Annotated in this window: 23 protein-coding genes and 1 other RNA gene; 17 read left to right on the forward strand and 7 right to left on the reverse strand. The window is 46.7% G+C overall.

The window, feature by feature from the left end; all coding sequences use genetic code 11:
- Positions 1-81 precede the first annotated feature (81 nt).
- On the reverse strand, positions 82-639 hold the full coding sequence (locus tag AMJAP_RS04555) for a polysaccharide biosynthesis/export family protein (protein ID WP_019621888.1): 558 nt from the start codon (positions 637-639) through the stop codon (positions 82-84).
- Between the two features lie 33 nt (positions 640-672).
- Positions 673-1,872: an outer membrane beta-barrel protein gene (locus AMJAP_RS04560; RefSeq protein WP_019621889.1), complete on the reverse strand. Its 1,200-nt coding sequence runs from the start codon at positions 1,870-1,872 to the stop codon at positions 673-675.
- 334 nt (positions 1,873-2,206) lie between these two features.
- Here AMJAP_RS04560 and moaB point away from each other — a divergent pair, with 334 nt between their 5' ends.
- From moaB to AMJAP_RS04630, 14 genes are all read left to right on the forward strand, one after another.
- The gene (moaB, locus tag AMJAP_RS04565; RefSeq protein WP_019621890.1) at positions 2,207-2,761 is read left to right on the forward strand and encodes a molybdenum cofactor biosynthesis protein B; all 555 of its coding nucleotides are present in this window, start codon (positions 2,207-2,209) and stop codon (positions 2,759-2,761) included.
- The gene (locus tag AMJAP_RS04570; RefSeq protein WP_019621891.1) at positions 2,758-3,999 is read left to right on the forward strand and encodes a molybdopterin molybdotransferase MoeA; all 1,242 of its coding nucleotides are present in this window, start codon (positions 2,758-2,760) and stop codon (positions 3,997-3,999) included. Before moaB ends, AMJAP_RS04570 begins: the two co-directional genes overlap by 4 nt.
- A 105-nt stretch (positions 4,000-4,104) precedes the next feature.
- Complete coding sequence (locus AMJAP_RS04575; protein ID WP_019621892.1) at positions 4,105-4,350, forward strand: MoaD/ThiS family protein; 246 nt, start codon at positions 4,105-4,107, stop codon at positions 4,348-4,350.
- Positions 4,347-4,931 carry a molybdenum cofactor guanylyltransferase MobA gene (gene mobA, locus AMJAP_RS04580; RefSeq protein ID WP_026340132.1) on the forward strand — a complete coding sequence of 195 codons (585 nt, stop codon included), beginning with the start codon at positions 4,347-4,349 and terminating at the stop codon, positions 4,929-4,931. Before AMJAP_RS04575 ends, mobA begins: the two co-directional genes overlap by 4 nt.
- 215 nt (positions 4,932-5,146) lie before the next feature.
- On the forward strand, positions 5,147-5,509 hold the full coding sequence (locus AMJAP_RS04585; protein WP_019621894.1) for a CidA/LrgA family protein: 363 nt from the start codon (positions 5,147-5,149) through the stop codon (positions 5,507-5,509).
- Positions 5,509-6,219, forward strand: coding sequence for an LrgB family protein (locus tag AMJAP_RS04590; protein ID WP_019621895.1), 711 nt, complete (start codon positions 5,509-5,511; stop codon positions 6,217-6,219). The genes AMJAP_RS04585 and AMJAP_RS04590 overlap by 1 nt, the downstream gene beginning before the upstream one ends.
- A 518-nt stretch (positions 6,220-6,737) precedes the next feature.
- A complete protein-coding gene (zapE, locus tag AMJAP_RS04595) occupies positions 6,738-7,850 on the forward strand; it encodes a cell division protein ZapE (protein WP_019621896.1) in 1,113 nt (370 codons plus the stop codon).
- 879 nt (positions 7,851-8,729) lie between these two features.
- Positions 8,730-9,158, forward strand: coding sequence for a 50S ribosomal protein L13 (gene rplM, locus AMJAP_RS04600; protein WP_019621897.1), 429 nt, complete (start codon positions 8,730-8,732; stop codon positions 9,156-9,158).
- Between the two features lie 13 nt (positions 9,159-9,171).
- The gene (gene rpsI, locus AMJAP_RS04605) at positions 9,172-9,564 is read left to right on the forward strand and encodes a 30S ribosomal protein S9 (protein ID WP_019621898.1); all 393 of its coding nucleotides are present in this window, start codon (positions 9,172-9,174) and stop codon (positions 9,562-9,564) included.
- Between the two features lie 291 nt (positions 9,565-9,855).
- A complete protein-coding gene (petA, locus tag AMJAP_RS04610; protein WP_019621899.1) occupies positions 9,856-10,452 on the forward strand; it encodes a ubiquinol-cytochrome c reductase iron-sulfur subunit in 597 nt (198 codons plus the stop codon).
- Positions 10,452-11,699 carry a cytochrome b gene (locus AMJAP_RS04615; protein WP_019621900.1) on the forward strand — a complete coding sequence of 416 codons (1,248 nt, stop codon included), beginning with the start codon at positions 10,452-10,454 and terminating at the stop codon, positions 11,697-11,699. Before petA ends, AMJAP_RS04615 begins: the two co-directional genes overlap by 1 nt.
- A complete protein-coding gene (locus AMJAP_RS04620) occupies positions 11,699-12,460 on the forward strand; it encodes a cytochrome c1 (RefSeq protein ID WP_019621901.1) in 762 nt (253 codons plus the stop codon). The genes AMJAP_RS04615 and AMJAP_RS04620 overlap by 1 nt, the downstream gene beginning before the upstream one ends.
- A 90-nt stretch (positions 12,461-12,550) precedes the next feature.
- Entirely contained in the window at positions 12,551-13,180 is a 630-nt protein-coding gene (gene sspA / locus AMJAP_RS04625) for a stringent starvation protein SspA (protein WP_019621902.1), read from the forward strand.
- Between the two features lie 64 nt (positions 13,181-13,244).
- On the forward strand, positions 13,245-13,652 hold the full coding sequence (locus AMJAP_RS04630) for a ClpXP protease specificity-enhancing factor (RefSeq protein WP_019621903.1): 408 nt from the start codon (positions 13,245-13,247) through the stop codon (positions 13,650-13,652).
- Positions 13,653-13,831: 179 nt separating this feature from the next.
- On the opposite strand, the gene AMJAP_RS04635 is transcribed toward AMJAP_RS04630, so the two are convergent.
- From AMJAP_RS04635 to AMJAP_RS04650, 4 genes are read right to left on the reverse strand one after another with little or no spacing between them, the layout of a single operon-like run.
- A complete protein-coding gene (locus AMJAP_RS04635) occupies positions 13,832-14,398 on the reverse strand; it encodes a BON domain-containing protein (RefSeq protein ID WP_019621904.1) in 567 nt (188 codons plus the stop codon).
- A gap of 3 nt (positions 14,399-14,401) precedes the next feature.
- On the reverse strand, positions 14,402-14,992 hold the full coding sequence (locus AMJAP_RS04640; protein ID WP_019621905.1) for an SIS domain-containing protein: 591 nt from the start codon (positions 14,990-14,992) through the stop codon (positions 14,402-14,404).
- Between the two features lie 11 nt (positions 14,993-15,003).
- On the reverse strand, positions 15,004-15,387 hold the full coding sequence (locus tag AMJAP_RS04645) for a YraN family protein (RefSeq protein ID WP_019621906.1): 384 nt from the start codon (positions 15,385-15,387) through the stop codon (positions 15,004-15,006).
- Positions 15,388-15,395: 8 nt separating this feature from the next.
- Positions 15,396-17,210, reverse strand: coding sequence for a penicillin-binding protein activator (locus tag AMJAP_RS04650; RefSeq protein WP_019621907.1), 1,815 nt, complete (start codon positions 17,208-17,210; stop codon positions 15,396-15,398).
- Positions 17,211-17,249: 39 nt separating this feature from the next.
- Here AMJAP_RS04650 and rsmI point away from each other — a divergent pair, with 39 nt between their 5' ends.
- Together rsmI and rnpB are read left to right on the forward strand one after the other, a co-directional pair.
- On the forward strand, positions 17,250-18,086 hold the full coding sequence (gene rsmI / locus AMJAP_RS04655) for a 16S rRNA (cytidine(1402)-2'-O)-methyltransferase (RefSeq protein WP_019621908.1): 837 nt from the start codon (positions 17,250-17,252) through the stop codon (positions 18,084-18,086).
- Positions 18,087-18,148: 62 nt separating this feature from the next.
- Positions 18,149-18,507, forward strand: an RNA gene (rnpB, locus tag AMJAP_RS04660) — RNase P RNA component class A.
- A 635-nt stretch (positions 18,508-19,142) separates the two neighbouring features.
- Here the strand turns inward: rnpB and AMJAP_RS04665 are convergent.
- Positions 19,143-20,021 carry a sulfotransferase gene (locus AMJAP_RS04665; protein WP_019621909.1) on the reverse strand — a complete coding sequence of 293 codons (879 nt, stop codon included), beginning with the start codon at positions 20,019-20,021 and terminating at the stop codon, positions 19,143-19,145.
- Positions 20,022-20,235: 214 nt separating this feature from the next.
- Here AMJAP_RS04665 and AMJAP_RS04670 point away from each other — a divergent pair, with 214 nt between their 5' ends.
- Positions 20,236-20,937 carry a sulfotransferase gene (locus tag AMJAP_RS04670; RefSeq protein ID WP_083935343.1) on the forward strand — a complete coding sequence of 234 codons (702 nt, stop codon included), beginning with the start codon at positions 20,236-20,238 and terminating at the stop codon, positions 20,935-20,937.
- Positions 20,938-20,960 lie beyond the last annotated feature (23 nt).

Here is a 20,960-nt window from a genome sequence, read left to right on the forward strand (position 1 = left end):
GCAGGATGAAATAAATAATCGAAGAGGTTTGAGTTGCAAAGGATGCAGTTCTCTTGGATATAATTTGGTTTAGGTGATTGGCTAGAAGAAGCTCTGCTCAATCGTGATTATGTCACCTGGCTGGACTTGTTGGCCCAACTCCACCATATCTGGCTCTTCAGCGTTGTCATCATGTTGAATAAAAATCTTAGACTTTGATGCGCGTTCAGTGAAGCCGCCAGCGATGGCAACGGCTTTCTGCAAAGTTAGCCCGGGTTGAAAAGGATAGCTGCCGGGTTTTTTGACTTCGCCATTAATGAAGAACTCACGGTATTCGAGTACGGCTACGTTAACGTTGGGGCTTAGCAGATACCCGTCGGCTAAGCCGATTGCAATTTTGTTACTTAACTCGCTGGTGGTCAGGTTTAGTACTTCCATTTCACCAAGAAAGGGGTAAGAGATCGTGCCTGCATCGCTCAAGCGGGTTTCAATACTAAGCTCCTCTTCACCGTAGACGGTGATTTTTACCATATCACCGGAGCCGAGAGGATAATCTGAAAATTGTGATTCATCAGCCCAGCAGATATTCACCATAGCGGCTAAAAAAAGCAGGCCAATGGTTTTTAGTGAAAGACTGAAGTAATTACCTAAATACTGCATGTTTCGTTCTCAAAAGTAGACATTTAGTTTCGATCAGAGAGAGCCTGTGACTGAAATCTGGTAAGTATTTCGGCTGAACGGAATGTTAGCCGTGTTGGAGTCGGTATTCTGATAAGCGTAACCGATACCAAAACTTAGCCAACGGCGCATGTCATAGTTCAGCTTGATGCTTGCGTCGGTGATATCATCCTGACGGCCGCCTGTAGCACCCTGGTAGTCGTCATTAGTGTATCCGGAACTGAGAACTGTTTGAGTCTGATCGTTCCAGTCATGGGACCAGGTCAGGCGTAGTGCTTTAGAATCAATAAAGTCTCCTGCGCCAGAAGATTCTTTTTCAGACTGGCTGGTTGCAAAATCTAATACTGAGTACGTTAGCGGTTCCCATTTTAGCGCGGCTTCCCAACTACTCCCGGAGAAGTCTGATCGGCTGGATGCGCTGAAGTCTTTATTGACCTGGCCTAATTTAATCGTGCCGGTGGTTTTGGCTGTGCCTTCCCAGGTTGCGCCGACATAGTAGCGTCTGGTTTCGCTGTCCAGGCTTGTTGTCGGGTCTACTTTATAATTAAGATCCTGGTTTCTGATTTCAAACAGCAGTGATGTTTTCGGTTGAATCTTATAATAGAAAGCAGCGCTTAGCGTGGTTTGCTCATTGTCGCGCTCATCAGTTATAGAGCGGAAATTTTGGTATTCTTTATCGTCATACTTACCTGAGAAAACCAGCTTTCCAGCGGCGTTGTCTGCACCGTAGGTGTAGGAAAAGGAGACAGACTTAGTATCGTATTTAAGAGGCGAGCTCAGCCCTGCACCGACACTGCCCGATTCTGTGATGCCTGTGCCTCGCTCTTCGTGGTTCTTTGAATAAGTAGCATTCAGGTCCAGCGTGTTACGTGCGTCAAATTCGAGATGCGCATCGAGACCCAGATTATGATCGGTATAGTTATCATCAGCGCTGCTATCATAGATGCCTTGATTGAGAGAGTAACTTACCCGGTAGGCATTGAAACCATCCTCCGCAATCATTTGTACCTTAGGACTTATAATCGTCTTTTGACTATCCACTTCGGATGAACTGGAACTGAAAATATTGTCATCGTAGCCGGTCTGAATACTGAGCGTCGGAATGATGCTTACAGGGCCCATGTCGTATGAAGCAGGCTCGATAGCAGAAAATGCAGATGAGGAAAGAAAAAGTGCTGGCGCAGTAACTATGCTTGCCAGAGTTCGGCTTTTCATTGACTGATATCCTTATGTGTATCCATACGAGCCTTTCTTTGTTTCAACTCCTATTTTTCCATGCTCTTGAGGGAAAATATGAAACGTAGGCTACTTAACTAAATGTAATAATAACATGAGCTTTTTTGGTAGCGCTTAGTTAGAAGCACTTCAGGGCGATGCCCAGCGGAGATATTTTACCCTTTTTTGCTGCGCTGCGAAATTTTTTTCTCACTTCATTTCTGTTGGGTGGGTTTATCTGCTTGTGCAGGTGGATTTTGTATTCAGTTATACTGGGTTTTCGCTATAGTGTGTTGCAAAGAAATGACATGAAACTGTTTAGTCGGGAATAATTATGGGTCACGCAAAAAAAGATGTTCCTTTTCAGCCTTTAAAGATTGCGGTATTGACTGTCTCTGATACTCGTACTCCGGAAAATGATACTTCAGGTGATGCGCTGGTATCGGGTTTAACGGAGGCAGGGCATGCTCTGGCGGATCACGTTATCTGTAAAGATGATGTGTATCAGCTGCGTGCGGTTGTCTCTAAGTGGATTGCAGATGAAGATGTGCAGTCTATTTTGGTAACTGGCGGAACCGGTTTTACACTGCGCGACACAACCCCTGAAGCGCTTAAGCCGCTGTTTGATAAGGCGATAGAGGGTTATGGAGAGTTATTTCGTCAGCTGTCGTATGATGAGATAGGTACGTCGACTATTCAGTCGCGAGCATTCGCAGGGGTGGCTAATCGAACGGTTGTCTTCTGTATGCCGGGTTCTACTGGCGCTTGCAAAACCGCCTGGAATGGCATTATTCGTGAGCAGTTAGATTCTCGTCATCGGCCATGTAATTTTGTTGAAATGGTTATGACAAATAAGCTTATTGATACTGCTTGTGGGCCGCGTGGATGAATAGTGGTGATCAGGGTTGTGATGCGCCTGTGCAAAAATTGATGCCTGTTGAAGCAGCGTTGGAAAGATTACTTGCAGAAGCTGTCCCGAAGAGTGCTATTGAAACGCTGGATATCACGAGCGCACTGGGGCGAGTCATCGCTGAAGATCAGTTGTCATCGGTGGATGTTCCTCCTCAGGATAACAGTGCGATGGATGGATATGCGTTTGCCAGTGTTGATGTGCTGGAAGGGCAGCGTCTGTCAGTCTCTCAGCGTATTCCTGCTGGCACAGCACCGGCGCCGTTGAAGCCGGGTACTGCGGCGCGTATTTTTACGGGTTCTGAAATACCCCCGGGTGCAGATACTGTCGTGATGCAGGAGAATACTGCGGCGGGTGAAACTGACGGCGTTAGCTGGGTGGATATTAACCAGGCGGTAGTCGCTGGTAATAATATCCGTCAGCGGGGTCAGGATATCGGTGCCGGGCAGGTCGTTATGGCAGCGGGTACGCGCCTGCAGGCGATGCATCTTGGTGTGCTGGCGTCTGTTGGTATTGCCAGGGTGGCCGTCTATCGGCCACTTAAGGTGGCTGTTTTGGCTACCGGTGATGAGCTGGTTATGCCGGGTAATACACTTAAGCCAGGTCAGATTTATAATTCAAACTTATTTACGCTACGGGCTTTGCTGCAAGGTCTGGGGTGTGAAATTGTTGATTTAGGTATCGTTGAGGATTCTTTCGACGGGACTAAAAAAGCACTGAAGGCTGCTTCTGAGAAAGCTGATTGTATTATCAGTAGTGGTGGGGTGTCTGTCGGTGAAGAGGACCATGTTAAAGCTGCTGTAGAGGCACTGGGCAATCTGGGGTTGTGGAGGATTGCTATTAAGCCAGGTAAACCTATGGCTTTTGGGTCTGTGAATGGTACGCCTTTTTTAGGGCTGCCAGGGAATCCTGCGGCTGTATTGGTTACATTTAATATATTTGCGCGGCCGTTTTTGTTGAAATCAATGGGCGCGGCTTCGCTGCATCCTAATAGCTTTATGGTAGAAGCGGGATTTAGCCGCACAAAATCGATTGGTCGTCAGGAGTATCTTCGGGTAGAACTGAATAAGGGGCAGGCGGTGCTGGGTCATAGTCAGAGCTCTGGTGTGCTAAGTTCATCGGTCACTGCCGCGGGTTATCTGGTTGTGCCGCCTCATACTGTTGTTCAGGCCGGAGACCGTCTGCTATTTATTCCGTTTAGCGAAGTGCTTAACTAGGAAAATACGAACGATCCCCAGTGTTATTAGCTATGCTTTTGTTCATATGCTTACTTATAGGTAAGTGGTTAGTTTTTTGGTTGTTTTGTTGTGAAGGTGTTGTGAATGGTAAAGGTGCTTTTTTTTGCTTCTCTGCGTGAGACGCTGGGAGTTGATGAGATAAGTCATCAAGTGGATGGTTCAATTAATGCTGCTGAGCTTTTGACTGTATTGAAAGGTCGGGGAGAGGGTTGGAGCAAGGCTTTAGACGGGCCGCTGCTGTGCTCGGTAAATCAGGAAGTTGCTCCTTTAGATGTTGTTATTTCAGATGGCGACGAAGTTGCTTTCTTTCCCCCCGTTACCGGCGGTTGAATACGTTGGATGTCATTATTCTTGCTGGCGGTGAAGGCCGTCGCATGGAAGGGCGGGATAAGGGACTGGTTGTATTTCAGTCGCAGCCGATGGTGGCTCATACTGTTGAGTTGGTGCGACCCATAGCCGCCAGGATAGTTATCAGTTGTAACCGCCATCTGCCTGAATATGCTGACCTTGCAGATCAGGTAGTGGAGGATGCTTTAGAGGGGTTTCAGGGGCCTTTGGCTGGGATTCATGCCGGGCTCAAGGTTTGTCAGTCAGATCAGGTGTTAATTCTACCTTGTGATACCCCGTTGCTTGAATTGCCGCTAATTAAGCGTTTACTGGTTTCAGCTAAAGAAAGCCCTCAGGGAATTACTGTTCTGTCAGAAGGCGATAAGCTCCATCCTTTGCATGCAGTGATTCCTTTGTCGCTGGCGGGTGACTTGGAAAGCTGGTTGGCAGGGGGGCAGCGGGCAGTTCAGCGCTGGATGAGAATCCATCCGATGCAGATGCTAGATGCGGGTGATGCGTCTGAACAGTTGAGTAATCTGAATACCCTGCAGGCGCTCGAAGCGTTGGAAAGCGCAAAAAGCTAAGTCATGGAAGAAGATTCTTATATAAAAGCGGCTTATTGTTTTCGGGGTGTGCTTTTATATAGATTGACAACGTCATTTGGTCGGTTCTTTTAGTTAGTATGCCTGACAGAATCTGGTGATAAAAAAACACCGTTGTGTGTATGCAGGTGGTGAGGCTTTGCAGTGGTTGGTGTGACTTTACGTAACTCAAATTCGGCGAATATGCTGGAGTGTATATGCTAATAGGTTTTCTGATACTGCTGCTTTTCCAGTTTGCTGGCGAGCTGATTGTTATTGCCGTTGGAATGCCTGTGCCCGGACCAGTAGTGGGTATGGTGCTGTTGCTGATTGGGCTGATTATTAAGGGTAAGGTGCCTGAAAGTCTTCGAGTCCCGAGCGAAGCGCTGCTCAAGCACCTGGCATTGTTGTTTGTTCCGGCGGGGGTCGGCTTGATGACGCATTTTGGCTTGCTGAAGCAAGACTGGCTGGCTATTTTGTTGGCACTCATCGTCAGTACTGCGCTGACGATTGTGGTGACGGCGCTACTTCTTAACCCTTCTGCGAAGAAGTTGCGCAATATTAACCAGGAAAATAGTTAATGGAATTCTGGGTGTTTTTTACAGCTAAGCCGTTGATGTGGTTGATCGTTACTATTGCAACCTTTATAGCAACATCATGGCTTAATCGGCGAGTTGGTGGTACGCCTATACTGCATCCGGTGCTGGTGTCGCTCGCGCTGATTATTGTGTTTTTGCTTCTGACCGGCACTTCTTACGAAACTTACTTTGAAGGGGCGCAGTTTATACATTTCTTGCTAGGGCCGGCGACAGTGGCCCTGGCAGTTCCTTTGTTTGATCATTTTGAGCGGGTAAAAAAGATGCTGTTGCCGCTAGTGCTTGCCTGTATGGCTGGGGCTGTGACAGCTGCTGTATCTGCGTTGCTTGTTGCTCAGGCCCTGGATGCTTCTATGGGGACCTTGTTATCAATTGCACCGAAATCAGTAACTTCTCCTATCGCGATTGGCATTGCAGAGAAAATAGGTGGTTATCCTTCACTTGCGTCAGGGTTGGTTCTTATTACCGGGGCAATAGGTTGTGTATTGGCACCGGTGATTTACCGGATTTTGAATATAACGGATGAAGCTGTAAAGGGTTTTACGCTGGGGGTTTCTGCTCATGGAATGGGGACCGCATATGCTTTTGAATATGGATTGATGGCAGGTGCGTTTGGTGGCTTAGCGATGGGCATGACCGGAGCCTTTACTGCGTTTATGTTACCGCTGTTGATTCCTTTGTTGGGGGTTGGTTAGGAATAGTGTGATCCTTGATTGCTCTATAAGCGGTTTTACCACAGAGGGCACAGAGACCCTCGGAGAAAGGCTTTAGGTTCTTATATTAGGTTTTACTTTTCCTTGGTGTATTTTGTGTTCTCGGTGGTTCAATGTTTGTGTAAGGGCGGTTTTGCTTCAGAGGGCACAGAGATTCACGGAGAAGGGCTATAAGTTCTTGTATTAGGTTTTACTTTTCCTTGGTGTATTTTGTGTTCTCAGGAGTTTAATGTTTGTGTAAGAGCGGTTTTACCACAGAGGGTACAGAGAAGTGCTTTGGTGATGATAAAAGAAGTGCTTTTAATAATTGGTTTTCCTCTGTGTGCCTGTGATCTCTGTGGTTATTATTTTTTGTAATAGGGGGTTGTTGCAGAAGCTATGAAGTTCTGCTTACGTAACGCTTATGTTGCATTGCAAAAAACGTGGGTGAGTAGTAGAGTGCCGAACCTTGTTTTACTCCTTTTATTATCTGTTTTGGTTTGAATGGTATGGTTTCTGGCATGACTCCGATAGAGCGTTACAAAAAAGATCTTGAGCGGGACGACTTTTCCTACGATGCGGCTCAGGAAGTTGCCGTTAAACACCTGCAGCGTCTTTTTGATGATCTGGTTGCTCTGCAGAGCGCTGCACCTAAGCCGAAGGGGTTGGTGGGTCGCTTATCCAGCCGATTTAAAAAGCAGGAAGTGGAGCCGGTAAGGGGGCTTTATTTCTGGGGTGGGGTTGGACGGGGTAAAACCTATCTGATGGATACCTTTTTTGATAGCTTGCCATTTGAGCGTAAAGAGCGAACCCACTTTCACCGTTTCATGCAGCGTGTTCATAAAGAACTAACGCTTCTGGATGGTACGCCCAACCCGTTGGTTGCGATCGGAAAGAAATATGCTGAAGAGTTTCAGATTATCTGTTTTGATGAGTTCTTCGTTACCGATATAACTGATGCGATGATTCTTGGTGGTTTGTTGGAAGAGTTGTTTAAGAATGGCGTCTCTCTGGTGGCTACTTCGAATATTGTCCCGGATGGTCTGTACGAAAATGGTTTGCAGCGTGCGCGTTTTCTCCCTGCAATCGATATGCTGAATAAGTATACTGAAGTGGTAAATGTTGATAGCGGCGTTGACTATCGTTTGCGTACGTTGGAGCAGGCTGAGTTATATCACTTTCCGTTAGATGCAGCTGCTGATGTGAGCCTGAATCAAAGCTTTGAAGGCCTGGCGCCCGATATTGATGAAGTGGTCGAATCTGATGCGCTGGATATCAATGGCCGCGATATTCATTTTCGTCGCTGTTGTGAAGATGTTATCTGGTTTGATTTTTCTGAGCTGTGTGAAGGGCCTCGAAGTCAGAACGACTACATAGAGCTGGGTAAGATTTTTCATGCGGTACTGATTAGTAACGTGCCGCAATTGGGTCGTAGTAATGATGATGCTGCGCGGCGCTTTGTGAATCTGGTTGATGAGTTTTATGACAGCGGCGTGAAGCTGATTCTCTCTGCAGAAAAATCTATCCATGAAATCTATAGCGAAGGACGGTTGGAGTTCGAGATTCAGCGTACCCAGAGCCGGTTGTTAGAGATGCAGTCACACGAGTATCTGGCAAGAGAGCATCGGGCGTAGCGGTAGTTGCCAGACACGGCTTCGTCGCTTGCTAGTGGTTAGACGTCGCTTCGCGACTTGCTAGAAAAGAAAAGTCACCTATGGTGGCTTTTTTTTGTTTTGGAGAGCCAAGGCTTTGGAGCTTGTTGGTTTTGTAGGAGGTGTGCCCTCACGCCGATGAGGTTAATATAGTCGCCAGACGCAGCTTCGCCGCTTGCTAGTCGATAGACGTCGCTTCGCGACTTGCTAGAAAGGAAAAGTTACCTATTGGTGGCTTTTTTGTTTTGAGAGCGAGGGCTTTGGAGCTTGCTGGTTTTGTAGGAGGTGTGCCCTCACGCCGATGAGGTTAATGTAGTCGCTAGACGTCGCTTCGCGACTTGCTAGAAAGGAAAAGTTACCTATTGGTGGCTTTTTTTGTTTTGGAGAGCGAGGGCTTTGGAGCTTGCTGGTTTTGTAGGAGGTGTGCCCTCACGCCGATGAGGTTAATGTAGTCGCTAGACGTCGCTTCGCAACTTGCTAGATAAAGAAAGGCTACTGTTGGTGGCTTTTTTGTTTTGGAATACCAGGTCTTCGGAGTTAGGTTCTTTTAGAGTGCTCTTCTCAATGTCCTTTGTGTTCTCTGTGGTAAATCGCTTTTATCGTTTTGGTTTTCTGTTTGTTCTTTTCTAGCAAGCAAAGCGAAGCTTTATGTCTTGCAGCGGCGAAGCCGTGTTCTAGTGACTAGCGGCTAAATTTAGTTGGCATCTTTACGCGGTTGCAGTATAATCCGCGCTCCTTTGGACTGGTCCAGGGATTTTTGACGTTGTGGGCCTCGGTTTACAACCAATAATTATAAGGTCGTCGAGTGCTCTTAACTCTTTGAAGTTAAAGTATTTAGACTGATGTATAGGTAAAATTATCATGACTACATTTAGCGCAAAGCCTGCAGAGGTTAAACGCGACTGGTATGTTGTCGACGCTGAGGGTAAAACTCTGGGTCGTATGGCTACTGAAATCGCTCGTCGTCTGCGTGGCAAGCATAAAGCAGAATACACGCCTCACGTTGATACCGGTGATTACATCATCGTAATTAACGCTGAGAAAGTTAACGTAACCGGTAACAAGCGTAAGGATAAAACTTACTACCGTCACACTGGTTACCCAGGTGGTCTGCGTGAAACTTCTTTCGAGAAGATGGTTGAAACTCATCCAACACGCACCATCGAACTGGCCGTTAAAGGTATGCTACCTAAAGGTCCCCTGGGTCGTGCTATGTACACCAAGATGAAGGTGTACGCTGGTGCAGAACATCCGCATGCGGCTCAACAGCCACAAGAACTGAACGTCTAAGGGGCAGGTGAATATGTCTTCAACTCAGTATTACGGCACAGGCCGTCGTAAGTCCTCTACTGCACGTGTATTTTTGCGTCCAGGTACAGGTAAAATCACTGTTAACCAGCGTGATCTGGATATCTACTTCGGTCGCGAAACTGCTCGCATGATCGTTCGTCAGCCTCTGGAGCTAACTGGTAACGCTGAAAAGTTTGATGTTTACATTACCGTTAAAGGCGGTGGTGGTACTGGTCAGGCGGGTGCTATCCGTCACGGTATTACACGTGCCCTGATGTCATACGATGAGACTCTTCGTCCAGATCTTCGTGCTGCTGGTTTTGTTACCCGTGACGCACGTGAAGTTGAGCGTAAGAAAGTGGGTCTGCGTAAAGCACGTAAGAAGCCACAGTTCTCCAAGCGTTAATTCGCTTCGATACAGTTTCTGTATCGCACAAAAAAACGTCCGCACCAGCAATGGTTCGGGCGTTTTTTTTGTTTCTTTTTTTCTCTTGCAGGGTGATGTCAAGACAACCTCGACTATAGGCGTAAAAAGGGGGTTTTACGCCTAATTGGCCTTGTAAGAAGAGGGGAATTTCATTACTATTTGTGCCATTTTAAAAATCCGTTAATTCGGTATTCATTACTGAGCAACCAGAAAATTGCTGCGCTGCAATAGCGCAGGGGTTCAAAGGTTGAGTGAGGGGAGATAATCTTAATGAGTAATGACGGCGTGAATAAGGGGCGGCGACGTCTCCTGATCGGTGCCACTTCTGCTGTTGGGGCAGTAGGTGCCGTAGGAGCAGCAGTTCCGTTCGTGGCTTCATGGAATCCGAGTGCAAAGGCAAAAACTGCTGGTGCACCGGTGAAGGTAGATGTCAGCAAGCTTGAACCAGGTCAGCAGGCTATCGTTCAGTGGCGAGGCAAGCCTGTATGGGTTGTTCGTCGTGGACCTGAAGCTTTGGCTAGTCTGGCGACACTGGATGACACTCTGAGTGATCCAAAGTCAGTGGTACCGCAACAGCCTGAATATGTGCCGGGTACGCCTGCTCGAGCGATACGTGAAGATATCGTTGTGCTGGTGGGTATCTGTACTCACCTGGGTTGTTCTCCGACTTACCGTCCTGAAATTGCTCCTGAAGACCTCGGTCCTCAGTGGGTTGGCGGTTTCTATTGCCCATGTCATGGTTCGCGTTTTGACCTGTCGGGCCGTGTGGTAAAGAATTCACCAGCGCCTACTAACTTGGTTGTTCCGCCTCATTTCTATGAGAGCGATAACGTGATTGTTGTTGGTGTTGATCAGGAGACTGCATAATGGCTGGCGCACGTAATAAAGGAAATCCAGGTGTTATGGGCTGGATTGATGATCGTTTCCCGCTGACGGCGATGTGGGATGATCATCTGGCAAAATACTACGCTCCAAAGAACTTTAACTTTTGGTATTTCTTTGGTTCCCTGGCGCTGTTGGTTCTTGTTAACCAGCTGCTGACCGGTATCTGGTTGACGATGAGCTACAACCCAACAGCGGAAGGCGCGTTTGCTTCTGTTGAATATATCATGCGTGATGTGGATTATGGTTGGCTACTTCGTTATATGCACTCTACCGGTGCATCTGCATTCTTTGCAGTCGTTTATCTGCATATGTTCCGTGGTGTATTGTATGGTTCTTACCGCAAGCCTCGTGAGTTGGTGTGGATCTTCGGTATGGCGATCTATTTAGCGCTGATGGCTGAAGCATTCATGGGCTACTTGCTGCCATGGGGTCAGATGTCATATTGGGGTGCTCAGGTAATCGTATCGCTGTTCTCTGCTGTGCCGGTTATTGGTCCTGATCTGGCTGAGTGGATCCGTGGTGATTACGTCATTTCTGGCGTGACTCTGAACCGCTTCTTCTCTTTACATGTTGTTGCATTGCCAATCGTATTGTTGGCCTTGGTTGTTATGCACATCATTGCGCTACACGAAGTAGGTTCTAACAACCCTGATGGTATCGAGATTAAAGATAAGAAAGATGAGAATGGCATCCCGCTAGACGGTATTCCTTTCCACCCTTACTATTCTGTTAAAGATATTGTAGGTGTTGTGGTGTTCTTGTTTGTCTTCTGTCTGATCATCTTCTTCTTCCCGGAGATGGGTGGTTACTTCATTGAGAAGCCTAACTTTGAACCAGCTAACCCATTGAAGACGCCTGAGCATATTGCGCCGGTTTGGTACTTCACACCGTTCTACGCGATGTTGCGTGCGATTCCGCCAATTCTGGGTTCTCAGTTCCCGGGTGTGGTTGTGATGGGTGGTGCTATTGCTATTCTGTTTGTTCTGCCATGGCTTGACCGTAGCCCGGTTAAATCTATGCGTTACAAAGGCTGGATCAGCAAGGTTTGGTTGCTTATTTTTGCGGTGAGCTTTGTGATTCTTGGGTATTTAGGTGTAGTTGCATCAACTCCAGGTCGTACGGTTGTCGCGCAGATCTGTACAGGATTGTACTTTGCGTACTTCTTCCTGATGCCGTTCTACACCAGAATGGAAAGCACTAAACCGGTACCAGAAAGGGTGACAGGCTAATGAAAAAGTTTTTTATCGCAATCATTATGGTGCTGGTACCTATGGTAGCCAGTGCGAGCTCTGGTGGGGTGCATCTTGATAGTATGGATGCTGACCCTACTAATCACGCGTCTTTGCAGCGTGGTATGAAGACCTTTGTTAACCATTGTATGGGTTGTCACTCGGCTAACTACCAGCGCTTTGATCGTGCTGCCAATGATATTGGTATGCCGGTTGAATTGATGGCTGAGAATCTGATCTTTGGTGATCAGAAGTCGGGCGAGCAGATGACTATTGCTATGCCTCAGGTTGATGCTGCCAAGTGGTTCGGTACTGCGCCACCAGATTTGACGCTTGAAACGCGTCTGCGTGGTGAAGATTGGATCTATACTTATCTTCGTAGCTTCTACAAAGATCCTGCGCGCCCATGGGGTGTGAACAATACTGTATTCCCGGATGTTGGTATGCCTAACGTTCTGGAAGGTCTGCAGGGTGTTCAGATGAACCATTGCTCCCCTGAGGAGTTGGCGCATCAGAAGAGTGAGATTGATCCTCTGACTGGTTTACAGATTGGTGGATGTCTGACTATTTCTGAGAAAGGTTCTCAGTCTGTTGAAGAGTTCGATAAAACTGTTTATGACCTTGTGAACTTCATGTCTTATATGGGTAATCCTGTTAAGCTTGAGTCTCAGGCAATCGGCTTTAAAGTACTGATCTTCCTGGCTATCTTCTTCGTATTTGCTTTCTTACTGAAGAAAGAATACTGGAAAGACGTTCACTAAACGTCTGTCGGTCAGTAATACCAATACGCGGTCCAATTTTATTGGCCCGCGTATATTTTTTTTATGGAATATGTGAAACGGGGTGATTTAATGGGTGTAGTGGCCAAGCGTTCGTCTATGACTTTTTACTCCGATGGTAATGATCATTACAGCCATCGGGTACGTATCGTTCTGGCGGAAAAAGGTGTTGCGGTTGAGATTAACGACTGCGATCCAAATAATTTGCCTGAGGATCTGGCTTCACTGAATCCATACAATAGCCTGCCGACCCTACTGGATCGTGAGTTGGTATTGTATGAGCCAAATGTGATGATGGAGTATCTGGATGAGCGTTTTCCTCATCCACCGCTACTACCTGTCTATCCTGTTGCACGTGCTGAAAGCCGTTTGTATATGTATCGCATTCAGCGTGATTGGTGTGATCTGGCAGACGTTATTCTGACTTCTGAGGATGCAGATGAAGCTGAAGAGGCGCGTAAAGCGTTGCGCGATAGTCTTGTGGCTGTATCGCCAATTTTCGGTGAAAAAGACTTCTTCATGAGTGAAGAGTTTACGTTGGTTGATTGCTGTATCGCTCCGTTATTGTGGCGTCTGGAAATTCTGGGTGTTGAGTTACCAGAAGCTCAAAGCAAAGAGTTGATCAAGTATATGGATCGTCTGTTTGAGCGTGAGTCGTTTCAGTTGAGTCTTTCAGAAGAAGAGCGCGAAATGCGTGACTGATTGATAGTTAGTGGTATTTTAAAAAGGATGGGTATCTACTCATCCTTTTTTTTGGAGTGTAATAATGCAATCTAGTCGTGGATATCTGATTCGGGCGCTCAATGAGTGGATTCTGGATAATGGCTGGACGCCGCATCTGGTTATTGATGCTGAAATTCAGGGTGTAATGGTGCCGCAGCAGTTTATTAGTGATGGGCAAATTGTTTTGAATATTGCGCCATCAGCCGTGCAGGGTGTCATGATCGATAATGACGCTGTTAGTTTCAGTGCGCGTTTTGGTGGTGTGCCGATGAATGTTTTTGCGCCCATGGTGTCAGTTCTGGCTATCTATGCGCGTGAGAATGGGCAGGGTATGGGTTTTGGCTCAGAGCCAGGTGTTGAGGCGTTGTATGAGGAAGGGCCTGATAATGATCCTGAGCCGCCAGAAAAGCCTAAAGAAAAAACGCGTCCTTCGCTGAAGGTTGTTAAATAAGCGCTAAGGCCTGTGGTTCGATCGCTTCAAAAGCAAAGCGTCGATGTTTTGTGTAGGAGGCGTGCCCTCACGCCGATGGATTGGGCAAAGGTGTCCGGGTTTTAATCGCGAGGAGGGCGGACAAGCTACCTATCGCTGTGCTCGGACAAGAATAGCGATAGGGCTTCGTATATCTGCTTTTAATCTATGTATTCAAATATTTTCACAATTTTCTGAATACCATTAACGCCGCGAACTAGTCTGACTGCATTGTCAGACTGCATTCGGGTTACTAGCCCCATCAGGTAAACGACACCATTCTCTGTAACGATTTTAACTTGCGTGGCATCAACCTGTTTATCGCCAATCATGTTGGCTTTAATCTTAGCGGTAATCCAGGTATCGCTGGCGCGGGTGAGGGTTGATGTTGGGCTGGTTACGGTTAATTCATTGTGAATACGGCGAATTTTACGTACCTGGCTAACAATTTTCTCAGCTTCCAATCTGCTGTCTTCGGTGGCTACTTGTCCAGTAATTAATACGACACCATTAAAACTGGTGACGTTGACATGGCTGCTACTAAGCTCGACAGTGCCTTTGCTTATATTGACATGAGATTTAATCTCGATCAGCTCATCATCGACAAAGCTGCCGGTGGTGCGATCGGTGCGAACTTCTTGAATCGGCTCTTCTTTAAAGCTGCTGACTATTGTAGAGCAGCCGCTGGTAAGAAGGCCGGCTATCGTTAGGATAATTATCCGTTTCATCAATTATTCTCCACCAAAAAGTTGGTAATCAATCAGGTCACACAACGCGTGTATAATTAAAGCCTGAGCACCGAAAACCAGTGCGGGGTCGTCTGCTGGGATGCAAAACTCGACTTCGTCTGGCAGTAATAGAGAGTGAATGTTGTCATTAGTTCCGCCGGTTAATGCAATTACCAGCATATCTCTGTCGTGTGCAGCTTGTATCGCTTGAACCAGGTTAGCTGTGCGGCCATCGCCGGAGAGTATTAATAACAGATCGCCTGGCTGTCCTAGTGCACGAATTTGTTTCGAAAAAACATCATTGAACTGACTGTCTTGTGCGATGCCTGTCAGGGCTGAGCCGTCAGCACTTAGAGAGATGGCTGGAAGGCCTGGCCGCTCATGGCGAAACTGGTTCATGAGCAAGCTGCTGAAATGTTGTGATAAGGCGGCACTGCCGCCGTTGCCACAACAGAGAATCTTATTTTCAGACATAAGGCAGCTGAGGAGCAGTTCTCCAGCGTGAGAGATCATCGGTGTGTATTCTTCGATGGTTTGGGCATTAACCTCCATGCTGTTATGGAACAGGCTAATTACTCGGTCTTGAAGTACCATCGGTGCTCCTGTCAGAAAGTGGCTTCAGGTCTGAAGGCGTCTTTATACCATATAGGGCAGGAATCTCCACTCCCGTTGTCCTTATTGGCTTCAAATGCGACAACATCAAACCGGCATATTGGCAGATTACTGCTTTTTTGCTGGCTGAGGAAGTAACCTGCTGTTTTAATTAATTTCTTTTGTTTGCGGGAATCAACTGAAAGGCTGGCTCCGCCCCATTGTTGGTGACGCCTGCTACGTACCTCAACAAACACCAGGTGATCTTCGTGGCGCATGATGAGATCAATCTCTCCAAACCTGCAGCGATAATTTTTCTCAATTAGTTTGAGACCCTGTTTTGTTAAATAGTTGAGGGCGTTTTGTTCGGCATCCTTGCCTATTTTTTGTCTGTCCATGAGTTCTCTTATTGCATTGGTGTGGCTAATCCCTGTTTGAAGATATTCCAGTTCAGGGTGCGTACTATCTGGTTATTACCACTGATTGATAAAGCGCCTGTTTCGCCCTCAATCTTTGCTGAGGTTGATGCCGATAGCTGGGCAAGGTAAGGAAATAGGCTGAATGCATCAATGCCTAGTGCGTAAAGGCGACCAAAGCGGCTGTCAGTATTGTTCCGCTGTTGAGCTAATTGTAAGTGGGCTGTCGAGGGGGCGCTGCTAATCCAGGGGGTGGATACAAAACGGATGCCATTCAGGTCCTGGTCCTCGATTGCTGCTTTATTGCCGCTGAATAGGTGAGACGTGGCATAAACTGGAATTTTTCCGGCGTAGTAGAACGCCAGTGTGGGTTTAATCTGTCGTGCAGCCTGGGGCAGGGCGGATAGGAAAATGGCATCGACATCCTGACGGCGCCGATCTTCAAACTCAGGTCTCTGACCAATGATTTGTGTCAGCTGCTTGCGTCGTTCATTGCTCTGCTCGGTGCCCAGTAGGGTGGCAATTTGCTCTGAATAGTTGGCGTTGTTGCTATAGCTGTAGCTGTCCAGTACGGTGCCGCCCAGCTGTGTAAAGCGTTGCCTGAATGCAGCGGCTGCGCGTTGCCCCCAGTCGGTGTCGGGTGTATAAATTAGTGTCTGACTTTTTTGGTCTTGCCAGATTTTCTCTGCTGCCTGAATTGCTTCATCTTCGATCGAGAGTCCAAACTGATATACATTGTCCTGCTGGCGATCGGCAATGGTATTTAGCGTCAACGTTGGAATAGGTGCTGGGCCAAAGTTGATCAGGCTTTCAACCATCTGCTTTTGTAATGGCCCGATGATCAGATCAATACCGCGCTCTTGTGCTACCTGATAGAGCTGCTCGGGTGATTGTATTTTGTTAGAATCGAGCATCGTTACTTTGGCGGTACTGTCGCCTGCTCGTACGGCATTATAATGGGCGGTCATGAACCCGGTTATGATCGCTTCAGCGGGCTTTTCCAGATTTCCACTCATGGGCAGGTATAGTGCGATATGTTCTGCGCTCAGGGTGTCTGTCGCTGTGACAGCCTTCAGTGCTGCTGGTGGAGTTTGTTGAGCTGGATGGGACTGCCACAGGGTGTCCCATTGCTGTAATAGTTGGTTTTGTTGGCTGAGATCGCGTGCCGTTGTGGTGCTTAATGCAAGTTCATACCAGCCTTGCTGGTAGTAACTGTTGTTAGGTTGTCTGCTGAGTTGTTGAAGCTGCGGGGTGGGCAGTTTGATAAGCAAGCCCCATATACGGTTGTGAAGAGCTTCGGTTTTTTCATTCAGGTTGTAACTGCTCAGTTGAATAAGCTGCAATAGCTCGTTCACAGGATTTTGTTGGTATCGATAAGCATCGGCTTGCATTTCACCGATTTGATACTGCTGTTCTGCGGGCAGACTGTTAGTTGTTTCCTGAGGAAGTTGTTGTAGATAGCGTAATGCTCGTTGACCATCTTGTTCTTCTAAGGCTGAACGGGCCTTTAATTCAGCAATTTCAAACTGCAGTCCCGGCGTCAGGAATTCAATATTAATCTCTTCCAGAAGGCGGGATGCTTCGTCTTTACGGCCTAGCTGAATCAGTGTTCGAGCGGCTTCTGCTTTGAGTTGAGCGCTTTTGATGGGTGCTGCGGTTTCTGCCTCTGTGAGTAGTTCGGAGACCTGTTGCATAGGATCGCTAGGCTTTTGAGAAACTGTATTATTTGTCTGAATACTACAGCCGGCAAGAAAAAGTGCCGCGCTTGCGGTTAGGACAAGAGACAGACGACTTGGAAACGTCATATACTTTCACACCCTGAATTATAAATGGCTCGAATACCGATGTCCGAAGCAGTTTTGTATGTAGTAGCAACGCCAATTGGCAATCTGGAAGATATAACGCCGCGTGCGCTCCGTATATTGGAGTCTGTCGCATTAATCGCAGCTGAAGATACCCGTCACAGTGGACGTTTGCTGTCACATTTTAATATCAAAACGCCGATGATAGCAGTTCATGACCATAATGAACGCCAGCAACAGCAAAAAATTATTGAAAAGTTGCAGCAGGGATTGGATATAGCGCTTATTTCTGATGCCGGAACGCCGCTTATTTCAGATCCGGGGTTTGTTCTTGTGAGGGAGGTGAGGGCAGCAGGCTTTCAGGTTGCACCAGTGCCAGGCTGTTGTGCTCTGGTTGCGGCGCTCTGTGCCGCAGGAGTGCCTTCTGATCGCTTTGCGTTTGAAGGATTTCCCCCAGCTAAGTCACAACAACGGTTGAATTATTACACTGCACGGGCCAATGAAACCAGAACGTTGATGTTTTATGAGTCGCCCCATCGAATCATTGATAGCCTGAAAGATATAGTGAGTGCCTTTGGGTCGGAACGGTCTATTGTATTGGCCAGAGAGTTAACCAAGACTTTTGAAACCTTTCTTGGAGGTACTGCAGAAGAGGTGCTTGCTCAGGTAGAGGCGGACCCTAATCAGCGCAAAGGTGAGTTCGTCTTGATGATAGAAGGGGCGCCGGAGCAAGATGATACCTTGCTTGATCCGCGCAGTAGTGAGGTCCTGGATATTCTATTGGAAGAGCTCTCGGTTAAGCAGGCTTCGGCGCTGGCTGCCAGAATTACGGGTGTTAAAAAGAAGGTGCTGTATCAGGCAGCGCTTGAGCGTAAATAATTCATCCGCTCTTTTGATCTTTGGCTTGCTAATGGCGGGTGTGCTGGTATCCTTTGCGCCGTAGAGTTCGCCAGGCAATCGCCGCTCCTGTAAAGGAGGGGAGGAAAGTCCGGGCTCCATAGAGCAGGGTGCCAGGTAATGCCTGGGGGGCGTAAGCCTACGGAAAGTGCAGCAGAGAGCAGACCGCCTACGTTTTCTGTTTACAGAAAGCCGGTAAGGGTGAAAGGGTGCGGTAAGAGCGCACCGCGTGAGTGGCAACATTTCACGGCATGGTAAACCCCACCTGGAGCAAGACCAAATAGGAATCCACGAAGGTATGGCTCATATCGGATTCGGGTAGGTCGCTCGAGGCCTGTGGCGACGCAGGTCCTAGATGAATGATTGTCCACGACAAAACCCGGCTTATCGGCGAACTCTACAACTAATTCCATAGTATTTTCAACAGGTTACGGATGACTTGTTGAGGGTCTTTTCGCTATGGTACATAAACTGGTACAAAACTCCCATCCCTTCGTTGTCCTTCGTGGCAATACTTATTACTTCCGTTACGTCATTCCAACTCATATCAGAAAGTTGTGTCCTTCGTTGCCTACTGAGGCTAAGAGAGGCCTTCACACAGACTCTACAACTAATTTATAAAATGCTTTCAAGGGACTACCTGTTGAAGGTATCAAGTCCTATATGAATGATTATCCACGACAACTCTATAAAAAACTCATGGCTTATCGGCGATCTCTACAACTAATTTATTGAATGTTTTCAATGGGTTGATTGGTGAAGGTGTCAAGTCCTATATGAATGATTGTCCACGATAGCTCTATAAAAAGCTCATGGCTTATCGGCGATCTCTACAACTGATTTCATTGTGCTTTCAACAGGTTAAGAATTGCCTGTTAAAGATGTTTTTAAGCTGGCGTAACGCTATCTATTCCGCAGGCCTTTTTTTGTAAACAGCTATCTTTTAAAGCTTTGTCGAATGAGGACCAAAGGCTTTGTGTTCGTTGGTTGCATTAAAAATTGTAATATAACAATCAAGCGGTACGCTCTGAGTAATAGTTATCTGTTTGTTTCGATATCAAAGCCAAGCTCTGTTACTGCATCTAGCTGGTGCTGCGTGAATACTGTTGTATCGTGATTCTGGTAACGGCCAACAGAGATAGGGGCTACCATTTCGTTCATTTCCTGTATCGTGTGGGTTGATAGCTTTGCTTCAAGAAATTCAATAATTCGAGGGATTTCAGTTGTTGGTTCAGAGCAAAGTTTATCGTAGTTAACAAGTAAAAAACGATTAGGTAATAATGAGTCTCCTAATTGAATCGCGCGCTGGTTTGCTTTTATCCAATAATCCAGAGATAGCGATGCTTGAGCAGCGTTTACTGCGGGTGGCTCGTTGTTTATATATTCCCCCCAGTTTCGTAGCTGCTGCTGGTTTTTACTGTAAGCCATATCCAGGCCATTTCTAACTACATGAATATATCTAATGTTTTTAATTTTTCTGGCTATTTCTGGTAAGAATATGTGTGTGTTTGGCTCTTTCCATCCCCATCCTACATGTGAAGAAAAGTCGGGTGCATTTGACGATATTATCTTTTGTGCGATCAAGCGGTCGGCACCAGTAGGAGATTTGGCTGCATTGTGTAGCGTTGCCAGATATTCAAGATAAGCAATCTCAGAAGAGGAAAGTTTTCCGTGGAGTCCTTGCGTCATTGCTTTTTGAAACAGATGAATGGCAATGTCGATCTCTTCCGTTGATGGAAATCGTTTGACCCAGTCGGGCCTTTTAAATAGTAAAGTAAAATATAAATTATCAAGTGGGTGGTTCAGGGTTTCGCCAATAAAAAAGCCGGCTGCTTGGATAATGTCAGCAATCAACCGAGTCCCACTACCCCCGATGCCTCCTATAGCGACAGGAGGAAGCTTTAGTTGGAAATTCATATCAATCAATTCCTTAGTGTTATCCTGGGTAATTAAGTGCTTTGATTTATGCTTTTGCGAGTGCTAACTTCGGGATGTCGTGTATGTTATGGAGCTTACCATGTGCAAGAGCATTATACAGGTGAGTACTGCGTTCTCTATTTGAGGCGGTTGGTTTTTTGAGTTTCTGCATAATAGTGACGGTTCGTTTCGGTTAAATATAACGAGTAGAAGTATGGAAAGTTCAAAGGTATGTATTTTAGGGATGCATCGTAGTGGAACCAGTTGTCTTGCTGGTTGTTTGGAAGAACGGGGTCTTTTTCTTGGAGACGTTGTGAATGCTTCGCCACATAATAAGAAGGGAAATAAGGAAAATAAGGAGCTGCGCCGTCTTAATGATGATGTACTTGAGTCAAGTGGGGGGACATGGGATAGGCCTCCAGAGTTTATTTCTTGGAATGACGAACATCGGCAAAGACGCGACGATATTATAAATACCTTAAAAAATAACAGGCATTGGGGGTTTAAAGATCCTCGTGTGGTTTTGACACTACCATTTTGGCTTGAAGCGCTTCCTGATATGAAGTTTGTCGGAACATTCAGGCACCCAAGTGCTGTTATTGCCTCTCTAACAAAGCGTCCGGGTCTGGCTCCGTCAGTTGCTCCCTTAAAGCTATGGACTCTTTATAATCGCAGCCTCCTGGAGGCGGTAAAACATTACGAGTTTCCTCTCATCTGTTTTGACAGGCCGCAGGATGAGTATCTGTATTCTATAGAGCAAGCAAGTGCTTACCTTGGTTTGCCTGAGGGCATTAATGTGTCAGGTGGCTTTTTTGAAGAAAATATTAGAACGCAGAGTATATTTAAAGAAAGTGACCTTGAGTTAGGAAGTGAAGAGCAGGCGATTTATAGAGAGTTGTTAGATAAGTCGTGTTAGCGAAGTGAATAGTATAATAAGAG

Origin of the sequence: Amphritea japonica ATCC BAA-1530 (assembly GCF_016592435.1) — a bacterium.
Lineage (GTDB): Bacteria > Pseudomonadota > Gammaproteobacteria > Pseudomonadales > Balneatricaceae > Amphritea > Amphritea japonica.

What these genes read in the sequence shown, in the direction of transcription:
- AMJAP_RS04555 (WP_019621888.1), bottom strand. Translation starts at nt 639, where the DNA reads ATGCAGTATTTAGGTAATTACTTCAGTCTTTCACTAAAAACCATTGGC.
- AMJAP_RS04560 (WP_019621889.1), bottom strand. Translation starts at nt 1,872, where the DNA reads ATGAAAAGCCGAACTCTGGCAAGCATAGTTACTGCGCCAGCACTTTTT.
- moaB (WP_019621890.1), top strand. Translation starts at nt 2,207, where the DNA reads ATGGGTCACGCAAAAAAAGATGTTCCTTTTCAGCCTTTAAAGATTGCG.
- AMJAP_RS04570 (WP_019621891.1), top strand. Translation starts at nt 2,758, where the DNA reads ATGAATAGTGGTGATCAGGGTTGTGATGCGCCTGTGCAAAAATTGATG.
- AMJAP_RS04575 (WP_019621892.1), top strand. Translation starts at nt 4,105, where the DNA reads ATGGTAAAGGTGCTTTTTTTTGCTTCTCTGCGTGAGACGCTGGGAGTT.
- AMJAP_RS04585 (WP_019621894.1), top strand. Translation starts at nt 5,147, where the DNA reads ATGCTAATAGGTTTTCTGATACTGCTGCTTTTCCAGTTTGCTGGCGAG.
- AMJAP_RS04590 (WP_019621895.1), top strand. Translation starts at nt 5,509, where the DNA reads ATGGAATTCTGGGTGTTTTTTACAGCTAAGCCGTTGATGTGGTTGATC.
- zapE (WP_019621896.1), top strand. Translation starts at nt 6,738, where the DNA reads ATGACTCCGATAGAGCGTTACAAAAAAGATCTTGAGCGGGACGACTTT.
- rplM (WP_019621897.1), top strand. Translation starts at nt 8,730, where the DNA reads ATGACTACATTTAGCGCAAAGCCTGCAGAGGTTAAACGCGACTGGTAT.
- rpsI (WP_019621898.1), top strand. Translation starts at nt 9,172, where the DNA reads ATGTCTTCAACTCAGTATTACGGCACAGGCCGTCGTAAGTCCTCTACT.
- petA (WP_019621899.1), top strand. Translation starts at nt 9,856, where the DNA reads ATGAGTAATGACGGCGTGAATAAGGGGCGGCGACGTCTCCTGATCGGT.
- AMJAP_RS04615 (WP_019621900.1), top strand. Translation starts at nt 10,452, where the DNA reads ATGGCTGGCGCACGTAATAAAGGAAATCCAGGTGTTATGGGCTGGATT.
- AMJAP_RS04620 (WP_019621901.1), top strand. Translation starts at nt 11,699, where the DNA reads ATGAAAAAGTTTTTTATCGCAATCATTATGGTGCTGGTACCTATGGTA.
- sspA (WP_019621902.1), top strand. Translation starts at nt 12,551, where the DNA reads ATGGGTGTAGTGGCCAAGCGTTCGTCTATGACTTTTTACTCCGATGGT.
- AMJAP_RS04630 (WP_019621903.1), top strand. Translation starts at nt 13,245, where the DNA reads ATGCAATCTAGTCGTGGATATCTGATTCGGGCGCTCAATGAGTGGATT.
- AMJAP_RS04635 (WP_019621904.1), bottom strand. Translation starts at nt 14,398, where the DNA reads ATGAAACGGATAATTATCCTAACGATAGCCGGCCTTCTTACCAGCGGC.
- AMJAP_RS04640 (WP_019621905.1), bottom strand. Translation starts at nt 14,992, where the DNA reads ATGGTACTTCAAGACCGAGTAATTAGCCTGTTCCATAACAGCATGGAG.
- AMJAP_RS04645 (WP_019621906.1), bottom strand. Translation starts at nt 15,387, where the DNA reads ATGGACAGACAAAAAATAGGCAAGGATGCCGAACAAAACGCCCTCAAC.
- AMJAP_RS04650 (WP_019621907.1), bottom strand. Translation starts at nt 17,210, where the DNA reads ATGACGTTTCCAAGTCGTCTGTCTCTTGTCCTAACCGCAAGCGCGGCA.
- rsmI (WP_019621908.1), top strand. Translation starts at nt 17,250, where the DNA reads ATGTCCGAAGCAGTTTTGTATGTAGTAGCAACGCCAATTGGCAATCTG.
- AMJAP_RS04665 (WP_019621909.1), bottom strand. Translation starts at nt 20,021, where the DNA reads ATGAATTTCCAACTAAAGCTTCCTCCTGTCGCTATAGGAGGCATCGGG.
- AMJAP_RS04670 (WP_083935343.1), top strand. Translation starts at nt 20,236, where the DNA reads ATGGAAAGTTCAAAGGTATGTATTTTAGGGATGCATCGTAGTGGAACC.